Source organism: Burkholderia sp. BKH01 (assembly GCF_025685725.1).
GTDB lineage: Bacteria > Pseudomonadota > Gammaproteobacteria > Burkholderiales > Burkholderiaceae > Burkholderia > Burkholderia pyrrocinia_C.
Genome location: NZ_JAOTQT010000027.1, coordinates 67,027 through 83,560 on the forward strand (window position 1 = coordinate 67,027; position 16,534 = coordinate 83,560).

The 16,534-nt window shown below is 65.8% G+C and carries 19 protein-coding genes; 13 read left to right on the forward strand and 6 right to left on the reverse strand.

Features of this window, described 5'->3' with window-relative positions; genetic code table 11:
* Positions 1-41: 41 nt before the first annotated feature.
* The 5 genes from OEJ37_RS28910 (at position 42) to OEJ37_RS28930 (ending at position 4,473) form a co-directional block, all read left to right on the forward strand.
* Entirely contained in the window at positions 42-1,076 is a 1,035-nt protein-coding gene (locus tag OEJ37_RS28910; protein ID WP_174417741.1) for a methionine ABC transporter ATP-binding protein, read from the forward strand.
* Positions 1,066-1,719 (forward strand): methionine ABC transporter permease, encoded by a 654-nt coding sequence (locus tag OEJ37_RS28915; protein ID WP_263347875.1) that lies wholly within the window; start codon positions 1,066-1,068, stop codon positions 1,717-1,719. Before OEJ37_RS28910 ends, OEJ37_RS28915 begins: the two co-directional genes overlap by 11 nt.
* Positions 1,720-1,748: 29 nt before the next feature.
* Positions 1,749-2,543, forward strand: a complete 795-nt coding sequence (locus tag OEJ37_RS28920) for a MetQ/NlpA family ABC transporter substrate-binding protein (RefSeq protein ID WP_175918920.1) — start codon at positions 1,749-1,751, stop codon at positions 2,541-2,543.
* A 228-nt stretch (positions 2,544-2,771) separates the two neighbouring features.
* A complete protein-coding gene (locus tag OEJ37_RS28925; RefSeq protein ID WP_047900131.1) occupies positions 2,772-3,521 on the forward strand; it encodes an electron transfer flavoprotein subunit beta/FixA family protein in 750 nt (249 codons plus the stop codon).
* 16 nt (positions 3,522-3,537) lie between these two features.
* Entirely contained in the window at positions 3,538-4,473 is a 936-nt protein-coding gene (locus OEJ37_RS28930) for an electron transfer flavoprotein subunit alpha/FixB family protein (protein WP_174417739.1), read from the forward strand.
* 102 nt (positions 4,474-4,575) lie between these two features.
* On the opposite strand, the gene OEJ37_RS28935 is transcribed toward OEJ37_RS28930, so the two are convergent.
* On the reverse strand, positions 4,576-5,862 hold the full coding sequence (locus OEJ37_RS28935) for a D-amino acid dehydrogenase (RefSeq protein ID WP_072436046.1): 1,287 nt from the start codon (positions 5,860-5,862) through the stop codon (positions 4,576-4,578).
* 145 nt (positions 5,863-6,007) lie between these two features.
* Between OEJ37_RS28935 and OEJ37_RS28940 the strand changes: the two genes are divergently transcribed.
* Both OEJ37_RS28940 and OEJ37_RS28945 read left to right on the forward strand, forming a co-directional pair.
* Complete coding sequence (locus OEJ37_RS28940) at positions 6,008-6,496, forward strand: Lrp/AsnC ligand binding domain-containing protein (protein ID WP_012492860.1); 489 nt, start codon at positions 6,008-6,010, stop codon at positions 6,494-6,496.
* A gap of 102 nt (positions 6,497-6,598) precedes the next feature.
* Positions 6,599-7,777, forward strand: a complete 1,179-nt coding sequence (locus OEJ37_RS28945) for a PA0069 family radical SAM protein (RefSeq protein ID WP_263347885.1) — start codon at positions 6,599-6,601, stop codon at positions 7,775-7,777.
* 52 nt (positions 7,778-7,829) lie between these two features.
* On the opposite strand, the gene OEJ37_RS28950 is transcribed toward OEJ37_RS28945, so the two are convergent.
* Together OEJ37_RS28950 and OEJ37_RS28955 are read right to left on the reverse strand one after the other, a co-directional pair.
* The gene (locus tag OEJ37_RS28950; protein ID WP_174417735.1) at positions 7,830-8,297 is read right to left on the reverse strand and encodes an NINE protein; all 468 of its coding nucleotides are present in this window, start codon (positions 8,295-8,297) and stop codon (positions 7,830-7,832) included.
* A gap of 111 nt (positions 8,298-8,408) precedes the next feature.
* The gene (locus OEJ37_RS28955) at positions 8,409-9,548 is read right to left on the reverse strand and encodes a PQQ-dependent sugar dehydrogenase (RefSeq protein WP_263347890.1); all 1,140 of its coding nucleotides are present in this window, start codon (positions 9,546-9,548) and stop codon (positions 8,409-8,411) included.
* 152 nt (positions 9,549-9,700) lie between these two features.
* Between OEJ37_RS28955 and rpsP the strand changes: the two genes are divergently transcribed.
* The 6 genes from rpsP (at position 9,701) to OEJ37_RS28985 (ending at position 13,830) form a co-directional block, all read left to right on the forward strand.
* A complete protein-coding gene (gene rpsP, locus OEJ37_RS28960; RefSeq protein WP_006476550.1) occupies positions 9,701-9,955 on the forward strand; it encodes a 30S ribosomal protein S16 in 255 nt (84 codons plus the stop codon).
* Positions 9,956-9,997: 42 nt separating this feature from the next.
* A complete protein-coding gene (rimM, locus tag OEJ37_RS28965) occupies positions 9,998-10,675 on the forward strand; it encodes a ribosome maturation factor RimM (RefSeq protein ID WP_174417734.1) in 678 nt (225 codons plus the stop codon).
* 1 nt (position 10,676) lies between these two features.
* Complete coding sequence (gene trmD, locus OEJ37_RS28970; protein ID WP_034183054.1) at positions 10,677-11,471, forward strand: tRNA (guanosine(37)-N1)-methyltransferase TrmD; 795 nt, start codon at positions 10,677-10,679, stop codon at positions 11,469-11,471.
* Positions 11,472-11,604: 133 nt separating this feature from the next.
* Positions 11,605-11,997, forward strand: coding sequence for a 50S ribosomal protein L19 (gene rplS, locus OEJ37_RS28975; protein ID WP_011883860.1), 393 nt, complete (start codon positions 11,605-11,607; stop codon positions 11,995-11,997).
* An 87-nt stretch (positions 11,998-12,084) separates the two neighbouring features.
* Complete coding sequence (locus OEJ37_RS28980) at positions 12,085-12,771, forward strand: CoA pyrophosphatase (protein WP_174417732.1); 687 nt, start codon at positions 12,085-12,087, stop codon at positions 12,769-12,771.
* A 120-nt stretch (positions 12,772-12,891) separates the two neighbouring features.
* Entirely contained in the window at positions 12,892-13,830 is a 939-nt protein-coding gene (locus tag OEJ37_RS28985) for a CobD/CbiB family protein (RefSeq protein ID WP_111017560.1), read from the forward strand.
* 63 nt (positions 13,831-13,893) lie between these two features.
* On the opposite strand, the gene OEJ37_RS28990 is transcribed toward OEJ37_RS28985, so the two are convergent.
* The 3 genes from OEJ37_RS28990 to OEJ37_RS29000 all read right to left on the reverse strand — a co-directional run bounded on the left by OEJ37_RS28990 (position 13,894) and on the right by OEJ37_RS29000 (position 16,471).
* Complete coding sequence (locus OEJ37_RS28990) at positions 13,894-14,211, reverse strand: DUF2007 domain-containing protein (protein WP_263347897.1); 318 nt, start codon at positions 14,209-14,211, stop codon at positions 13,894-13,896.
* A gap of 62 nt (positions 14,212-14,273) precedes the next feature.
* A complete protein-coding gene (rsgA, locus tag OEJ37_RS28995) occupies positions 14,274-15,215 on the reverse strand; it encodes a ribosome small subunit-dependent GTPase A (RefSeq protein ID WP_174417731.1) in 942 nt (313 codons plus the stop codon).
* The gene (locus OEJ37_RS29000) at positions 15,212-16,471 is read right to left on the reverse strand and encodes a M48 family metallopeptidase (RefSeq protein ID WP_174417730.1); all 1,260 of its coding nucleotides are present in this window, start codon (positions 16,469-16,471) and stop codon (positions 15,212-15,214) included. Before OEJ37_RS29000 ends, rsgA begins: the two co-directional genes overlap by 4 nt.
* Between the last annotated feature and the right edge of the window lie 63 nt (positions 16,472-16,534).

Consider the following 16,534-nt stretch of genomic DNA (forward strand, 5'->3'; position numbering starts at 1 on the left):
ACTGGCGGGCCTGCTCACCAGTCGGCCGCCGTTTTGTTTACATGATCGAATTACGCAATCTTTCGCAGCGTTTCCCCGGGCCGAGCGGCTGGGTCGAGGCGCTGCACAACGTCAACCTGACGATCCCGCAGGGCGAGGTGTTCGGCATCATCGGCCGAAGCGGCGCCGGCAAGAGCACGCTCGTGCGCACCATCAACCTGCTCACGCGGCCGACCGAAGGCAATGTCGTCGTCGGCGGGCGCGATCTCACGCTGCTGCCGGCCGGCGCGCTGCGCGAGGCGCGCCGCGAGATCGGCATGATCTTCCAGCACTTCAACCTGCTGTCGTCGCGCACGGTGTTCGACAACGTCGCGCTGCCGCTGGAGCTGGCCGGCGCAAGCCGTGTCGACATCGAGGCCGCCGTGCTGCCGCTGCTCGACCTCGTCGGGCTGTCCGCGCAGAAGGATCGCTACCCGTCGCAGATCAGCGGCGGACAGAAGCAGCGCGTCGGCATCGCACGCGCGCTCGCGAGCCAGCCGAAGGTGCTGTTGTCGGACGAAGCGACGTCCGCGCTCGATCCCGAGACGACGCGTTCGATCCTCGACCTGCTGAAGCGTATCAACCGCGAACTCGGCCTGACGATCGTGCTGATCACTCACCAGATGGAAGTGATCAAGCAGGTGTGCGATCGCGTCGCGGTGCTCGACGCGGGGCGTGTGGTCGAGGACGGCCGCGTGATCGACGTGTTCCTGCAGCCGCATCACGAAGTGACGCGCGCGCTGATCGGCGACGTGATCGCGCAGGAACTGCCGCCCGCGCTGAAGGTGCGTGTGGCCGAGCGGCTGAAGACGGGCAGCGGGCATCTGCTGCGGCTCGCGTTCACGGGCTCGGGAGTCGACCAGCCGATCCTGTCGGAGACGATCCGCCGTTACGAACTCGATTTCAACATCCTGCACGGCCAGATCGACGAGATCCAGGGGCAGGCATTCGGTTCGCTCGCGGTGCTCGCGGGCGGCGAGCCGGGCAAGGTCGGGCAGGCGCTCGCGTTCCTGCGCGAGCAAGGTGTGGTGGTAGAGGAGCTTTCGTATGTTGAGTGAGATGTTCGATATGTTCGTGCAGTCGTTCTGGGAGACGCTGATCATGGTCGGCATCTCCGGAGCGGTTGGCGCGCTCGTCGGTCTGCCGCTCGGCGTGCTGCTCTACCTGACCGATCGCCAGGGCGTGCTGCAGAACCTCGCGTTGAATCGCGTGCTCGGCGGTATCGTGAACGCCGTCCGCTCGACGCCGTTCATCATCCTGCTGGTCGCGGTGATTCCGTTTACGCGGCTCGTCACGGGGTCGTCGATCGGCACGGCCGCGGCGGTCGTGCCGCTGACGCTGGCGGCCGCGCCGTTCATCGCGCGTCTCGTCGAGACGGCGCTGCGCGAAGTCGACCGCGGGCTGATCGAGGCTGCGCAATCGATGGGGGCGACCACGTCGCAGATCGTATTCAAGGTGCTGTTGCCCGAATCGCTGCCGGGCGTCGTGGCGGGCCTGACGATCACGTTCGTGTCGCTGGTCGGTTATTCGGCGATGGCGGGCGCGATCGGCGGCGGCGGGCTCGGCGATCTCGGGATTCGCTATGGTTATCAGCGCTATCTGCCGGAAGTGATGTGGACGGTCGTCGCGATCCTGATCGTGTTCGTGCAGATCGTGCAGTCGTTCGGCGACTGGCTCGTCCGCCGGCTGAGCCACAAATAAGACGAAATTGATCCATTAAGGGAGAGACGATGCAACGACGCTTCATGCTGAAGTTCGCGGCGGCACTCGGCGCAGCCGCGCTGTTCGCGGGTGCGCACGCACAGGCCGAAACCATCAAGGTGGGTGTGACGGGCGGGCCGCACGCGCAGATCATGGAAGCGGTGAAGAAGGTCGCGGCGAAGAGCGGCCTCGAGATCCGCATCGTCGAATTCTCCGATTACGTGCAGCCGAACGCGGCCCTCGCGTCGGGCGATCTCGACGCGAACAGCTACCAGCACGATCCGTATCTGCAGGCGCAGGTGAAGGATCGCGGCTACAAGCTGATCAAGGTCGCGGATACCGTCACGTTCCCGATGGGCATCTATTCGAAGCGCGTGAAGTCGCTGGCCGAACTGAAGCCCGGCGCGCGCATCGCGGTCCCGAACGATCCGACCAACGGCGGCCGTGCGCTGCTGTTGCTGCAAAAGCAGGGTCTCCTGAAACTGCGCGCGGATGCGGGGCTGAAGGCGACGCCGCTCGATATTGTCGACAATCCGCGCAAGCTGAAGATCGTCGAGCTCGATGCAGCGCAGATTCCGCGCTCGCTCGGCGACGTCGACGCGGCCGCGATCAATACCAACTACGCGATGGAAGCGGGGTTGAAACCGAAACAGGACGCGATCGCGATCGAGGGTCCGAACGGCCCGTACGCGAACATCCTCGCGATTCGCGACGCGGACCGGAACAAGCCGTGGGTCGCGAAACTGATCGCGGCCTATCATTCGGCCGACGTGAAGCAGTTCATCGAAGCCAAGTTCGGCGGCGCGGTCATTGCTGCCTGGTAACGGGCAGAGCACGGGGCGCCCGGCGGGATTAGAGTTGGTGATCGAAAACCCGGGCTTTGCGTCCGGGTTTTTTCTCTTTTAAAATAGAACGACCGTTCGCTATCATTGGCGCGTCGCCAAGAAGCGGTATCCTCGACAGCCACGATGGATGGGTCCGCTTGGCCGCGCAGTCATGAGGCCTCGCTATAGAATGGCCTCTGGTCGTATTCGTAACTTTGGAGCGTGTGCATGAAAATCCTGGTGCCAGTGAAAAGAGTGGTCGATTACAACGTGAAGGTCCGCGTGAAGTCGGACAACACGGGTGTCGACATCGCGAACGTGAAGATGTCGATGAACCCGTTCGACGAAATCGCCGTTGAAGAAGCCGTGCGCCTGAAGGAAGCGGGCGTCGCGACCGAAGTGATCGCGGTGTCGGTCGGCGTCACGCAGGCGCAGGAAACGCTGCGCACGGCGCTGGCGATCGGTGCGGATCGCGCGATCCTGGTCGAGTCGACCGACAGCGTCGAGCCGCTGGCCGTCGCGAAGATTCTGAAGGCGCTGGTCGACAAGGAACAGCCGCAGCTGGTGATCCTCGGCAAGCAGGCGATCGACGACGATTCGAACCAGACGGGCCAGATGCTGGCCGCGCTGGCCGGCCTGCCGCAAGCGACGTTCGCGTCGAAGGTGACGGTTGCCGACGGCAAGGCGACGGTTGCGCGTGAAGTCGACGGCGGCGCGGAAACGCTGTCGCTGACGCTGCCGGCGGTGATCACGACCGACCTGCGCCTGAACGAGCCGCGCTACGTGACGCTGCCGAACATCATGAAGGCGAAGAAGAAGCCGCTGGAAACGGTGAAGCCGGAAGACCTGGGCGTGGACGTCGCGCCGCGTCTGAAGACGCTGAAGGTGGTCGAGCCGCCGAAGCGCGCGGCCGGCGTGAAGGTGCCGGACGTGAAGACGCTGGTCGAGAAGCTGAAGACCGAAGCCAAGGTGCTGTAAGAGGGAGCGGATAGAAATGACGATTCTGGTGATTGCAGAACACGACAACGCGTCGATCAAGGCCGCGACGCTGAACACGGTGGCGGCGGCGGCGAAGATCGGCGGTGACATTCACGTGCTGGTCGCGGGCCACAATGCGCAAGCGGCTGCAGACGCGGCAGCGAAGATCGCGGGTGTTTCGAAGGTGCTGCTGGCCGACGCGCCGCAGCTCGAAGCGGGCCTCGCGGAAAACGTCGAAGCGACCGCGCTGAACATCGCGAAGGATTACTCGCACATCCTGGCGCCGGCCACCGCCTACGGCAAGAACATCGCGCCGCGTATCGCCGCGAAGCTGGACGTCGCGCAGATTTCGGACATCACGGCGGTCGATTCGGCCGATACGTTCGAGCGCCCGATCTACGCAGGCAACGCGATCGCGACGGTGCAGTCGAGCGACCCGATCAAGGTCATCACGGTGCGCGCGACGGGTTTCGATCCGGTTGCGGCCGAAGGCGGCAGCGCAGCAGTCGAGAAGATCGAAGCGGCGGTCGATGCAGGCAAGTCGCAGTTCGTGAGCCGTGAAGTGACGAAGCTGGACCGTCCGGAGCTGACGTCGGCAAGCATCATCGTGTCGGGCGGCCGTGGCCTGGGCAGCGGCGAGAACTACACGAAGGTGCTGGAGCCGCTGGCCGACAAGCTGAGCGCGGCACTGGGCGCATCGCGCGCGGCAGTCGACGCCGGCTACGTGCCGAACGACTACCAGGTCGGCCAGACCGGCAAGATCGTCGCACCGCAGCTGTACATCGCGGTGGGCATCTCGGGTGCGATCCAGCACTTGGCAGGCATGAAGGATTCGAAGGTGATCGTCGCGATCAACAAGGATCCGGAAGCGCCGATCTTCAGCGTGGCCGACTACGGCCTCGTCGGCGATCTGTTCGCGCTCGTGCCGGAACTCGTGGCCGAGCTCGGCTGACGCGGCGTGACGCTTCAGCGGTAAGCACACGGAAAAAGGGGCGCTACGAGCGCCCCTTTTTTTCGATGCCGGCCGGCCCGCATCGCTGCGGGCCGCCGCGGCTTATGCGTATGCCGGGCGCGTCTGGCCGGCCACTTCCTTCAGGTAACGGTGCACCGACAGATCGTCGGCCTGGATCGCCGGCTTCTTGCCCGAGATCAGGTCCGCGAGCAGTTGGCCTGAACCGCACGACATCGTCCAGCCGAGCGTGCCGTGGCCGGTGTTCAGGAACAGGTTCGACACCGGCGTGCGGCCGACGATCGGCGTGCCGTCCGGCGTCATCGGGCGCAGGCCCGTCCAGAACGTCGCCTTCGACGTGTCGCCGCCGCCCGGGAACAGGTCGTTCACGCACATCTCGAGCGTTTCGCGGCGTGCGGCGCGCAGGTTCTTGTCGAAGCCGACGATTTCCGCCATGCCGCCGACGCGGATGCGCTGGTCGAAACGCGTGATCGCGATCTTGTAGGTCTCGTCGAGCACGGTCGACACGGGTGCGGCTGCCTCATTGACGATCGGCGCGGTGATCGAATAGCCCTTCAGCGGATAGACCGGGATCTTCATCAGGTTCGAGATGAAGTTGGTCGAGTATGACCCGAGCGCGACGACGTACGCGTCCGCGCGCACCGTCTCGCTGCCGCATTGCACGCCGGCGATCTTGCCGCCGGCAATCGCGAGCGCATCGATTGGCGTGTTGTAGCGGAACTTGACGCCGAGCGATTCGGCGAGCGCCGCGAGGCGCGTCGTGAACAGCTGGCAATCGCCCGTTTCGTCGCCCGGCAGGCGCAGGCCGCCCGTCAGCTTGTGCGACACCGCGGCGAGAGCCGGTTCGGCATTCTTCAGGTCGGCCGGCGACAGCAGTTCGAACGGCACGTTCGCTTCCTGCAGCACGGCGATGTCCTTCGCCGCGCCGTCGAGTTGCTGCTGCGTGCGGAACAGCTGCAGCGTGCCGCCCGTGCGCCCTTCGTACTGGATGCCGGTGTCGGCGCGCAGCGCCTGCAGGCAGTCGCGGCTGTATTCGGCGAGGCGGACCATGCGGCCCTTGTTGACTGCATAGCGCTCGGTCGTGCAGTTGCGCAGCATCTGCCACATCCACTGGAGCTGGAAACGCGTGCCGTCGAGACGGATCGCAAGCGGCGCGTGCTTTTCGAACATCCACTTGACGGCCTTCAGCGGCACGCCGGGCGCGGCCCACGGCGCGGCATAACCGGGGGAGATCTGGCCCGCGTTCGCGAAGCTCGTCTCGAGCGCGGGGCCGGCTTCCCGGTCGATCACAGTGACCTCATGACCCGCGCGCGCGAGGTAATACGCGCTTGCCACGCCCACTACACCGCTGCCCAGAATGACGACTCGCATAGCTGCTCCAGATGGAAGGGACCAGATCGAGGCCGGGCGCACCCGCGGCTCCGTGTAACCTCTAGCTGATCTAGTTTTTTGAGCTATGGTATTGTCGAATGTGCAGGTTTTGTTATCGTATTTTTGAGGTTTTCAGCAGAAACAAATGAGAACGCAACGTCAGCCCGTACGCTCGCTCGACAAGCTCGACCGGCGCATCCTCAAACTGCTCCAGGACGACGGCAGGATGGCGATGAAAGACCTCGCGGAACAGGTCGGATTGACCGTCACGCCGTGCATCGAGCGCGTGCGGCGCATGGAGCGGGACGGCGTGATCACCGGCTATCACGCACGGGTCGACCCGGGCCAGCTGGGTGCCGCGCTGCTGGTGTTCGTCGAGATCACGCTCGGCCACAAGGGCGGCAACATGTTCGAGCAATTTCGTCGGGAAGTGATGAAGATCGACGAGGTGCTCGAATGCCACCTCGTATCCGGCGATTTCGACTACCTGATCAAGGCGCGGATCGGCGAGATGGCCGACTACCGGAAGCTGCTCGGCGACATCCTGCTGCAGTTGCCCGGCGCCGTGCAGTCGAAGAGCTATGTCGTGATGGAGGAAATCAAGGAAACGCTGACGATCGCGGTCGGCGAGTGACGTGCCGGCGGCCCCGCCGGCGGCCCGTTACCGGGCCCCTTATCCCGCCCTTGGCATGCTGCGCCCAATACTGTATAAATGTACAGTATTGGGCGCAGGCGAATGGGTGGGCACATGGACGATCGGTCCGACAACGAATTTCCGGTAGCGGCGCCCGTGCCCCGCAAGGGGCGCGGTGCGGTCGACAACCTGCAGGGACGGTACGAGATCGCGCAGCGCGAAGCGGTCGACGACGGCTGGACGCACGAGTCGGACGATGCCGACTTCCCCGCGCCGCTGCGCACGCAGGTGTTCGAGGAGCGTGCGAAGAGCATACTGACGCACAACCAGTCGCCCGATATTCCGTTCAGCGTCTCGCTCAATCCGTATCGCGGTTGCGAGCACGGCTGCATCTACTGCTTCGCGCGGCCGACGCACAGCTATCTCGGCCTGTCGCCGGGGCTCGATTTCGAAAGCCGTATCTACGCGAAGGTCAATGCGGCCGAACTGCTCGAGCGCGAGATTTCGCGCAAGCGCTACGTACCTGAGCCGATCGCGCTCGGCGTCAACACCGACGCCTACCAGCCGGTCGAGCGTGACCTGCGCATCACGCGCAGCGTGATCCAGGTGATGCACGATCGCGGGTTGCCGTTCGCCGCGATCACGAAGTCGTCGCTGATCGAGCGCGATCTCGACCTGCTTGCACCGATGGCGGAGCGCGGGCAGGTGATGGCGGCAGTCACGATCACGACGCTCGATGCCGATCTCTCGCGCACGCTCGAGCCGCGGGCGGCGACACCGGCGCGCCGGTTGCGCACGATCCGCGCGCTGCGCGATGCGGGCGTGCCGGTCGGCGTGAGCATTGCGCCGGTGATTCCGTTCGTCACCGAGCCCGACATGGAGCGCGTGCTCGAAGCGTGCGCGGAAGCGGGCGCGACGCACGCGAGCTACATCATCCTGCGGTTGCCGTGGGAGGTCGCGCCGCTGTTCAAGAACTGGCTCGCCGCGCATTTTCCCGATCGCGCGGAGCGCGTGATGAACCGCGTGCGCGACATGCGCGGCGGGAAAGACTACGACTCGGATTTCTCGAAACGGATGAAGGGCGAGGGGATCTGGGCCGACCTGTTGCGGCAGCGGTTCCGCCAGGCCGTCAAGCGGCTCGGGCTGAACGAGCGCACGAACGGCATCCTCGATCTGTCGCAGTTTCGCGGCGCGCCGGCCGCCGCGGTGCCCGCGCCGCGCGTTGCAGTTCGCGCAGCCGGCGCGAAGTCGCGCGACGACATGCAGTTGAACCTGTTCTAAGCGGCGCGCAATCCCGGTGCCCGTCGGCACTGGTGCATTGCGCTCGTTGCGCTTACTGCGAAATCTGCTTTGCCGCTTCGACCTGCGATTCGAAATACGTCTGGAACGACAGCGCGAGCGCGGTCATCAGCAGGAACGCACCGATCAGCAGCGAGGAGATCACGACAAAGATCACGGTCCAGCCCGACCGGCTGTGCTTGCCCGTTTCCGCGTTGAATTGCGCGTCCCACTTTTCGTCGGGGCGCAGCCCGTAGACGAGTGCGGCGAGGAACGCAGCCAGCAGCGAGATTGCGCCGGGTACCGCGAGCCACCAGCCGAGACCGGCGCTGCGCTGGGTCGCAGCGAGCAGCAGGAAGCCCGGGATGCCGACGATCGTCGCGAGCAGGTGCGCCCAGCCGTACACGTCGCGAAAGCCGTACAGATAGAAGCGGTGCGCGCCGAGCGATCCGAACAGGAATGCGAGGGCGGCGGTGAGCGTCTTGGAGCGGAAGCGGCGGGACGGTGCGGTGCTGCTGGACATGGATGGCGGCGTATTGTCGTTGGCATGGGCGGCCCCTGCGGGCCGGCGCGGGCGCGCGGCCCGGCACGCATTCTACGATGCTCGGTCGGGCCCGGTCACCCCCGGCCTGCGTCAAGGTGCCGCATAGGTTACGCGGTAGATTGCACCTGCGTAGTCGTCGCTGACGAGCAGCGAACCGTCCGGCAGCGGCAGCACGTCGGCCGGGCGTCCCCATACCGTGCCGTCGGGCCGCAGCCAGCCCGTGACGAACGGGGTCTGGCGCGCCTGGCTGCCGTCCGCCGACACGACCACGCGCATCACGCGGTAACCGACCTTCGTGCTGCGGTTCCATGAGCCGTGCTCGGCGATGAACACGTTATTACGATACGAAGCCGGAAACATCGGCCCGGTATAGAAGCGCATGCCGAGCGCCGCGACGTGCGCGCCGAGTTTCAGTACGGGCGGCACATAACGACGGCATACGTCGGCGCTGCCGAATTCGGGGTCGGGCGTATCGCCGCCATGACAATACGGAAAACCGAAGTCGAGGCCGGCGCGAGGCGCGCGGTTGAGCTTGTCGTCGGGCACGTCGTCACCCATCATGTCGCGCCCGTTGTCGGTAAACCAGAGCTCGCCCGAATCGGGGTGCCATGCGAAGCCGACCGTATTGCGCACGCCGCGGGCGACAACCTCGCTTCCGCTGCCGTCGGCCTTCATGCGCGCGATGATCGCGTAGCGGCTGCGATCGGCGAGACAGACGTTGCACGGTGCGCCGGTCGGCATGTAAAGCTTGCCGTCGGGGCCGAACGCGATGAATTTCCAGCCGTGATGGTGTTCGGTCGGCAGCGCGTCGGTCACGACGACAGGGGGCGGTGGCTTGGCGAGCCGGTCATCGATGCGATCGAGGCGCAGGATGCGCGACACGGCTGATATATAGAGCGCACCGTCGCGGTAGGCTACTCCGACGGGCATGTCGAGCCCGGACGCGATCACGTGGCGCGCGCTGATCCGGCCCTCGTGCATCTCGAACGCATGGACGCGGCCTTCCCGCGTGCCGACATACAGGATGCCGCGCGGCGACCACGCCATTTCGCGCGCAGACGGTACCGCGTCGGTCAGCACGTCCACGTGGAAGCCGGGCGGCACGACGAGTTCGCCCACCGGCAACGGCGCGGCGAACGCTGTTGCGAACGCGAGGCAGGCAAGGCCGGCAAGCAGCGGCATGAAACGGTGCTGCGCGCGGCGCGCCGGGGCGGCGCGAAGGAGCGGCATGACGGTCGGGAGCGTCCTGGACACGACGATTGTATGCCCGGCGAACGGGCCGTCCGTGGATTTTTTGCGCGTAAGTGTTTGTTGTGCCTCTGGTTTCCGGCTATAATCGCGTGTTTCAGTAGTTTCGAACCCGGTTTTCCGAAGGACATCATATGGTTATCATCCGTCTGGCTCGTGGCGGCTCGAAGAAGCGCCCGTTCTACAACATCGTTGCTACCGATTCGCGTAACCGTCGTGACGGCCGCTTCATCGAGCGCGTTGGCTTCTACAACCCGGTCGCCACGAAGGGCGAATCGCTGCGTATCGCTCAGGACCGCCTGACGTACTGGCAAGGTGTTGGCGCGCAACTGTCGCCGACCGTCCAGCGTCTCGTGAAGGAAGCGCAAAAGGCGCAACCGGCTGCCTGACATGGCACGGTGTGCCGGTCGTGCCGGCTGTGAGGTGCATTGATGGCGGGTCACGATTCCGGTAATGCAAGGCGCGGGCGTGCGTCATTCGGCGCATTCGTCCGCAAGCCGGTCGAGCGCGACGTTGTCGCGAACGCCGGACAGGCTGCCGAACAGGGCGGTCTCGAAGCGACGCAAGCCTGGCCCGACGATGCTGTCGAGGTCGGGGCGGTGGTCGACGCCTACGGCCTGAAGGGCTGGATCAAGGTGGCGACGCATGCCGACGCCGGTCGCGGCGGCGACGCGCTGTTGAACGCGCGCCGCTGGTGGCTGGAACGAGGTGCGGAGCGGCTTTCCGTCCGCATCATGCAGTCGAAGACGCACAGCGACACGGTCGTTGCGCAACCCGTGGGCGTCAGCGACCGCGATGCCGCGCTGGCCATGCGCGGCTTTCGCGTGTTCGTGCGCCGGGAAGATTTCCCGGCATTGGCCGCGGACGAATTCTATTGGGTCGACCTGATCGGTCTCGATGTCGTCAACGAGCAATCGGTGGCGCTCGGGAAGGTGAGCGGGATGATCGACAACGGCGTGCATTCGATCATGCGTGTCGAGTATCCGGCGACCGGCAAAGACGGTCAGCCGACCACCGACGAACGGTTGATCCCGTTTGTCGGCGTATACGTCAAAACGGTGGATCAGGCGGCGCGTCGCATTGTCGTCGACTGGGAAGCCGATTACTGAAATGAACCAGGTTACCGAGAGCGCGGTGCAGTTCGACGTCGTCACGCTCTTCCCCGAGATGTTCCGCGCACTGACCGACTGGGGAATCACCAGCCGGGCCGTCAAGCAAGGGCGCTTCGGGCTGCGCACCTGGAACCCGCGTGATTTCACGACGGACAACTACCGCACGGTCGACGATCGTCCGTACGGCGGCGGTCCGGGCATGGTGATGCTGGCCAGGCCGCTCGAAGCCGCGATCGGCGCCGCGAAAGCAGCGCAGGCGGAGCAGGGCATCGCGAGCACGCGCGTCGTGATGATGTCGCCGCAGGGCGCGCCGCTCACGCACGAGCGAGCGGTGCGGATGGCGCAGGAGCCGGGTGTCGTCGTGCTGTGCGGCCGCTATGAAGCGATCGACCAGCGCTTGCTCGACCGTTGCGTCGACGAGGAAATCAGCCTCGGCGATTTCGTGTTGTCGGGCGGGGAACTGCCGGCGATGGCGATGATGGATGCGGTCGTGCGGCTGCTGCCCGGTGTGTTGAACGATTCGCAGTCGGCCGTGCAGGACAGTTTCGTCGACGGCCTGCTCGATTGTCCGCACTACACGCGCCCCGAGGAATATGACGGCGTGCGCGTGCCGGACGTGTTGCTCGGTGGGCATCATGCCGAGATCGAGCGGTGGCGGCGCCAGGAAGCATTGCGGAATACGTTGCGGAAGCGGCCGGACCTGATCGTCCGGGCGCGTCGCGAAAAGTTGTTGAGCCGTGCCGACGAGGCGTGGCTTGCGAACCTCGCACGCGAAGCGAAGGACGCCTCCTGAGGCGGTGTCGCGAGCGGGAATTGGCGGTGCCGTGCATGCGTGCGCGGCGCCTGATGTGAATCCATCCTCTATCGGGGCCATGCCTGGAAGCAGGCAGGCGCAAACGCCGACACGATGGCAATAGGAGTCAGTGATGAACCTCATCGCAAAACTTGAGCAGGAAGAAATCGAGCGCGCGCTCGCCGGCAAGACGATCCCCGAATTCGCCCCGGGCGACACGGTGATCGTGAACGTGAACGTGGTTGAAGGTAACCGCAAGCGCGTTCAGGCTTACGAAGGCGTCGTGATCGCGATTCGCAACCGTGGCCTGAACTCGAACTTCATCGTCCGCAAGATCTCGTCGGGCGAAGGCGTCGAGCGTACGTTCCAGACGTACTCGCCGCTGCTGGCGAGCATCGTCGTGAAGCGCCGCGGTGATGTGCGTCGCGCGAAGCTGTACTACCTGCGCGAGCGTTCGGGCAAGTCGGCTCGTATCAAGGAAAAGCTGGTGTCGAAGGATCGCACCGCAGCAGCTTCCCAAGAGTAAGAGCTGTAAGGAAAAAGCACCCACCCGGGTGCTTTTTTCATTCTGGCGCGACAATATGCTCGATACGACACGAACCAGAGAGCCCCATTGAACCGCCGCCCCATCATCGATCCCGAAGTATTGCCGGTCGAAGGCACCGGCGCCGGCCTGCCCGCCATCGATCCCCGCCTGATGACGCCGTCCGGCTTGCGCGATCGTTTCGCGCGCACGCTCGACTGGAACGTCGAGCCCGGAGAGGCGAGGCTGCAGGAAGGCGTCGATCCGCGCAGCGCGGCCGTCCTCGTGCCGCTCGTCACCCGCGAGTCGGGCCTCACCGTGCTGCTGACCCAGCGCGCCGATCACCTGAACGACCACGCCGGGCAGATCAGCTTTCCCGGCGGCCGTCGCGAACCGTTTGATCGCGACGCGACCGCCACCGCGTTGCGCGAAGCGAAGGAAGAGATCGGGCTGGCCGCCGAACGCGTCGAGATCCTCGGCGCGCTGCCCGACTACCTGACCGGCACCGGCTTCTGCGTGGCGCCGGTGGTCGGCCTCGTGCATCCGCCGTTCACCGTGCAGGCCGACACGTTCGAAGTCGCCGAGATCTTCGAGGTGCCGCTCGCGTTCCTGATGAATCCCGCGAACCATCAGGTCCGCGTGTTCCGTTGGGAAGGCGGGGAGCGTCGTTTTTTTGCGATGCCCTATCCGACGGGCGAACCGGGCGGGCATTACTTCATCTGGGGCGCAACTGCCGCCATGTTTCGCAATCTGTACCGCTTCTTGGCCGCCGCATAGACGCGTGCACCGGCTCACGCGCGCGGCCGGCCGCCGGGCGACCGCGCCGGCAGCCATGCGCGGCTTACGCTGTGCTATCGTTATGCAAAAAATGACATAACTCCGAAGACGGCGCCACGCATGACTTTCTTTTCGGTTCTCCTCGCCCTCATCATCGAACAGGTCCGCGCGTTGTCGCCGAACAATCCGGTGTTCGCGCTGTTCCAGTTTCATGCGGAGACCGTCGCGCATGGTCTCGACGCAGGCAAGCAGAAGCACGGCATCCTCGCGTGGCTCGCGGTCGTGCTGCCGTGGGTGCTGGTCGTCGCGCTGATCTATTTCCTGCTGTACAAGGTGAGCTTCGTGCTCGCGTTCCTGTGGAACGTGGTCGTCGTGTATTTCACGCTTGGCTTCCGCCAGTTCAGCCATTACTTCACCGACATCCATCTCGCGCTCAACAACGACGACGTGCCGCGCGCGCGCGAAATCCTGCGCGAGTGGACGGGCATCGACACGGTCGACATGCCGGTCGGCGAAATCGTCCGCCATACGCTGATCCACGCGGTTGTCGCATCGCATCGCCACGTGTTCGGCGTGTTCTTCTGGTATGTGCTGCCGATCGGGCCGGCCGGCGCCGTGCTGTACCGGATTTCCGAATACCTCGCGCGTAGCTGGTCGACGCCGGGCGACGACCGCACGGCGGCCTTCTCGACGTTCGCGCAACGCGCGTTCTTCGTGATCGACTGGATTCCCGCGCGACTGACCGCACTCGGCTTCGCGATCGTAGGCAATTTCGAGGATGCGATCTACGCGTGGCGCAACCACACGCGCCAGTGGCCCGACCCGAACGACGGCGTGCTGCTGGCTGCCGGCAGCGGGGCGCTCGGTGCGCGTCTCGCCGGGCCGCTCGCGGAACCGTCGAGCCTCGACGCGCTGGCAGTCGGCGACAGCGGTCCGCTGACGGTCGGTGATGATTGCACGCCGCGTACGCTGCAGTCGGCGGTCGGCCTCGTCTGGCGTGCGGTGATCTTGTGGATGATCCTGCTGCTGATGCTGACGCTCGCCGTCTGGGTGTCGTGACGGGGCAGCGCAGCGCCCGATGAAAGGCAAAGGCCGGCTTGATGCCGGCCTTTTTGCTGTGGGTCAGTCGTCGAGCGGATCGCGCACGGCGCCGCATTGCCAGCACGCGGTGAACTGGGCCTCGAGCGCTTCGCCGCACTGTCGGCAGCGCCACGGCGCGGCGCCGGCCGACGGGCCGTGCGACGCGGCATCGAGCAGCCGGCGAGCGAGCGCGTCGTCGCGTTCGTCGTCGAGCCACAGCTCGGGCGTGCACGCGTCGGCGGGCAGGCCGCCGAGTGCGCCGGTCGCGTAGCAGTTATGCAGCTCGCAACGGACGCCGGCCACTTGGAGCACGTTGGCCCAATGCTGTGCCGTCGCAAGATCGGGTGCCTTGAAACGCATGGCGGCTCCTGTCGATGAAGGCCGGCCCGAACGGCACCGGCCGTCGTGCGCCAGTCGCGCGATCAGCGGACGATCTGGCTCGCCTCGTGCACGAGCTGCGCGTACAGTGCGTGCCGCGACGGCGCGATGCGGCCGTCGGTGACCGCTTCGAGAATCGCGCAGCCGGGCTCGTGCAGATGATGACAATTATAGAAACGGCAGTCCGCGAGCAGCGGCCGGAACTCAGGAAACGCGCGCTCGAGACGGCCTTCCGTCAGATGGTAGAGGCCGAATTCCTGGAAGCCCGGCGAATCGATCAGCGCGCCGCCGCCCTCCAGCGGGTAGAGGCGAGTGAACGTCGTCGTGTGGCGGCCGCTGTTGAGCGCGGCCGAGATCTCGCGCGTCGCGGCTTCGGCATCGGGAACGAGCAGGTTCACGAGCGTCGACTTGCCCATCCCGGACTGGCCGAGCAGGATCGTCGAATGGCCGGCGAGGTGCGGCATCAGTTGTGCGCGTGCGTCGTCGGGCGAGCCCTTTACCGACAGCTCGAGCACGTCGTAGCCGAGTGCGCGGTACGGCGCGAGGCGCTCTCGCGCGACCGGCAGCGCGGCTTCGACGTCGATCTTGTTCAGCACGACGAGCGGCTTCAGCTCGTTCGCCTCGGCGGCGATCAGCGCGCGGCCGAGCAGGTCTTCGCTGAAATAGGGCTCGGTCGCGAGCACGATCAGCAACTGGTCGAGGTTGGCTGCGAAGAGCTTCGACTTGAACTGGTCGGAACGGTACAGCAGGTTGCGCCGTTCGCCGATCTCGACGATCACGCCCTGGTCGGCCGACGCGTGTTCGTACACGACGCGGTCGCCGACCGCGATGTCGCTCTTCTTGCCGCGCGGGAAGCACTGCAGCATCGGGCCGCCGTCGTCGGGCGCGACGATGTAGTGGCGGCCGTGCGCCGCGATCACGCGGCCTTCGACACGTTGCGCGCCCGACGCGCGCGGGGCCGGCTTGCGGGAAGGCGGCCGGCTCATGCGAGCTGCAGCAGGCGGTCGATCCGCTGCGATGCGGGCGGATGCGAGTAGTAGAAGGCCGTGTAGACGGGGTCCGGCGTCAGCGTCGACGCGTTGTCCTCGTAGAGCTTCACGAGTGCGCTGACGAGATCCTGCGCGTCGGTCTGGCTGGCCGCGAACGCGTCGGCCTCGAATTCGTGCTTGCGCGACGTGAGGCTGCTGAACGGCGTCGCGAAGAACAGGAACACGGGAATCGCGAGGAAGAACAGCACGAGCGCGGCGCCCGCGTTGCTCGTGTCGAGCGACGGCGTGACGCCGAGCCCCGTATAGAACCAGGTGCGTTGCGCAAGCCAGCCGAGCAGCGCGAGCAGCGCGAGGCTCAGCACGAACGACACGAGCATCCGCTTCATCACGTGGCGGCGCTTGAAATGGCCGAGTTCGTGCGCGAGCACGGCTTCGATTTCCTGGCCGGACAGGCGCGCGAGCAGCGTGTCGAAGAACACGATCCGCTTCGATGCGCCAAAGCCCGTGAAGTAAGCATTGCCGTGCGCGGAGCGACGGCTGCCGTCCATCACGAACAGCCCCTTCGCCGCGAAGCCGCAGCGCTTCATCAGCGACTCGATGCGCGAGCGCAGCGCGTCGTCCTTCAGCGGTTCGAACTTGTTGAAGAGCGGTGCGATGAAGGTCGGGTAGATCAGCAGCACGAGCATCTGGAACGCGACCCAGACGATCCAGGTCCACAGCCACCACAGGCTGCCGGCCTGGTTCATCAGCCACAGCACGACGAACAGCAGCGGCAGGCCGAGCGCGGCGCCGAGCAGCGAGTTTTTGAGCATGTCGGTGAAGAACAGCCGCTTCGTCATCCGGTTGAAGCCGAAACGCTGCTCGATCCCGAACTGGCGGTAATACTCGAACGGGATGTCGATCACGCTCGTGATCACGAGCACCGCGGCGACGAGCGCGACCTGCTGCCCGTAGCCGCGGCCGAGCCAGCCGGTCAGCAGCGTGTCGAGCGCGCCGACGCCGCCGAGCAGCGTGAGGCCGACCAGCACGGCCGCGCTGACGACGATCTCGAGCATCGTCAGCCGGGTGCGCTCGACCGTATAGTCGGCCGCGCGCTGGTGGGCGGTCAGCGGGATGGTTGCGCTGAACTGCGCGGGCACGCCGTTGCGGTGCGCGGCGACGAAGCGGATCTGCCGCGACGCGAGCCACAGCTTGGTGACGACCATCGCGAGCACGGCGAGCGCGAACAGCAGGGTGAACGAAAAGGGTGACATCGAAGGCGCCAAAGGGTTCTATGCGAGAATTATATGTTCTTGCGGACCGGGCCCGCTGATGCG

What these genes read in the sequence shown, in the direction of transcription:
- OEJ37_RS28910 (WP_174417741.1), top strand. Translation starts at nt 42, where the DNA reads ATGATCGAATTACGCAATCTTTCGCAGCGTTTCCCCGGGCCGAGCGGC.
- OEJ37_RS28915 (WP_263347875.1), top strand. Translation starts at nt 1,066, where the DNA reads ATGTTGAGTGAGATGTTCGATATGTTCGTGCAGTCGTTCTGGGAGACG.
- OEJ37_RS28920 (WP_175918920.1), top strand. Translation starts at nt 1,749, where the DNA reads ATGCAACGACGCTTCATGCTGAAGTTCGCGGCGGCACTCGGCGCAGCC.
- OEJ37_RS28925 (WP_047900131.1), top strand. Translation starts at nt 2,772, where the DNA reads ATGAAAATCCTGGTGCCAGTGAAAAGAGTGGTCGATTACAACGTGAAG.
- OEJ37_RS28930 (WP_174417739.1), top strand. Translation starts at nt 3,538, where the DNA reads ATGACGATTCTGGTGATTGCAGAACACGACAACGCGTCGATCAAGGCC.
- OEJ37_RS28935 (WP_072436046.1), bottom strand. Translation starts at nt 5,862, where the DNA reads ATGCGAGTCGTCATTCTGGGCAGCGGTGTAGTGGGCGTGGCAAGCGCG.
- OEJ37_RS28940 (WP_012492860.1), top strand. Translation starts at nt 6,008, where the DNA reads ATGAGAACGCAACGTCAGCCCGTACGCTCGCTCGACAAGCTCGACCGG.
- OEJ37_RS28945 (WP_263347885.1), top strand. Translation starts at nt 6,599, where the DNA reads ATGGGTGGGCACATGGACGATCGGTCCGACAACGAATTTCCGGTAGCG.
- OEJ37_RS28950 (WP_174417735.1), bottom strand. Translation starts at nt 8,297, where the DNA reads ATGTCCAGCAGCACCGCACCGTCCCGCCGCTTCCGCTCCAAGACGCTC.
- OEJ37_RS28955 (WP_263347890.1), bottom strand. Translation starts at nt 9,548, where the DNA reads ATGCCGCTCCTTCGCGCCGCCCCGGCGCGCCGCGCGCAGCACCGTTTC.
- rpsP (WP_006476550.1), top strand. Translation starts at nt 9,701, where the DNA reads ATGGTTATCATCCGTCTGGCTCGTGGCGGCTCGAAGAAGCGCCCGTTC.
- rimM (WP_174417734.1), top strand. Translation starts at nt 9,998, where the DNA reads ATGGCGGGTCACGATTCCGGTAATGCAAGGCGCGGGCGTGCGTCATTC.
- trmD (WP_034183054.1), top strand. Translation starts at nt 10,677, where the DNA reads ATGAACCAGGTTACCGAGAGCGCGGTGCAGTTCGACGTCGTCACGCTC.
- rplS (WP_011883860.1), top strand. Translation starts at nt 11,605, where the DNA reads ATGAACCTCATCGCAAAACTTGAGCAGGAAGAAATCGAGCGCGCGCTC.
- OEJ37_RS28985 (WP_111017560.1), top strand. Translation starts at nt 12,892, where the DNA reads ATGACTTTCTTTTCGGTTCTCCTCGCCCTCATCATCGAACAGGTCCGC.
- OEJ37_RS28990 (WP_263347897.1), bottom strand. Translation starts at nt 14,211, where the DNA reads ATGCGTTTCAAGGCACCCGATCTTGCGACGGCACAGCATTGGGCCAAC.
- rsgA (WP_174417731.1), bottom strand. Translation starts at nt 15,215, where the DNA reads ATGAGCCGGCCGCCTTCCCGCAAGCCGGCCCCGCGCGCGTCGGGCGCG.
- OEJ37_RS29000 (WP_174417730.1), bottom strand. Translation starts at nt 16,471, where the DNA reads ATGTCACCCTTTTCGTTCACCCTGCTGTTCGCGCTCGCCGTGCTCGCG.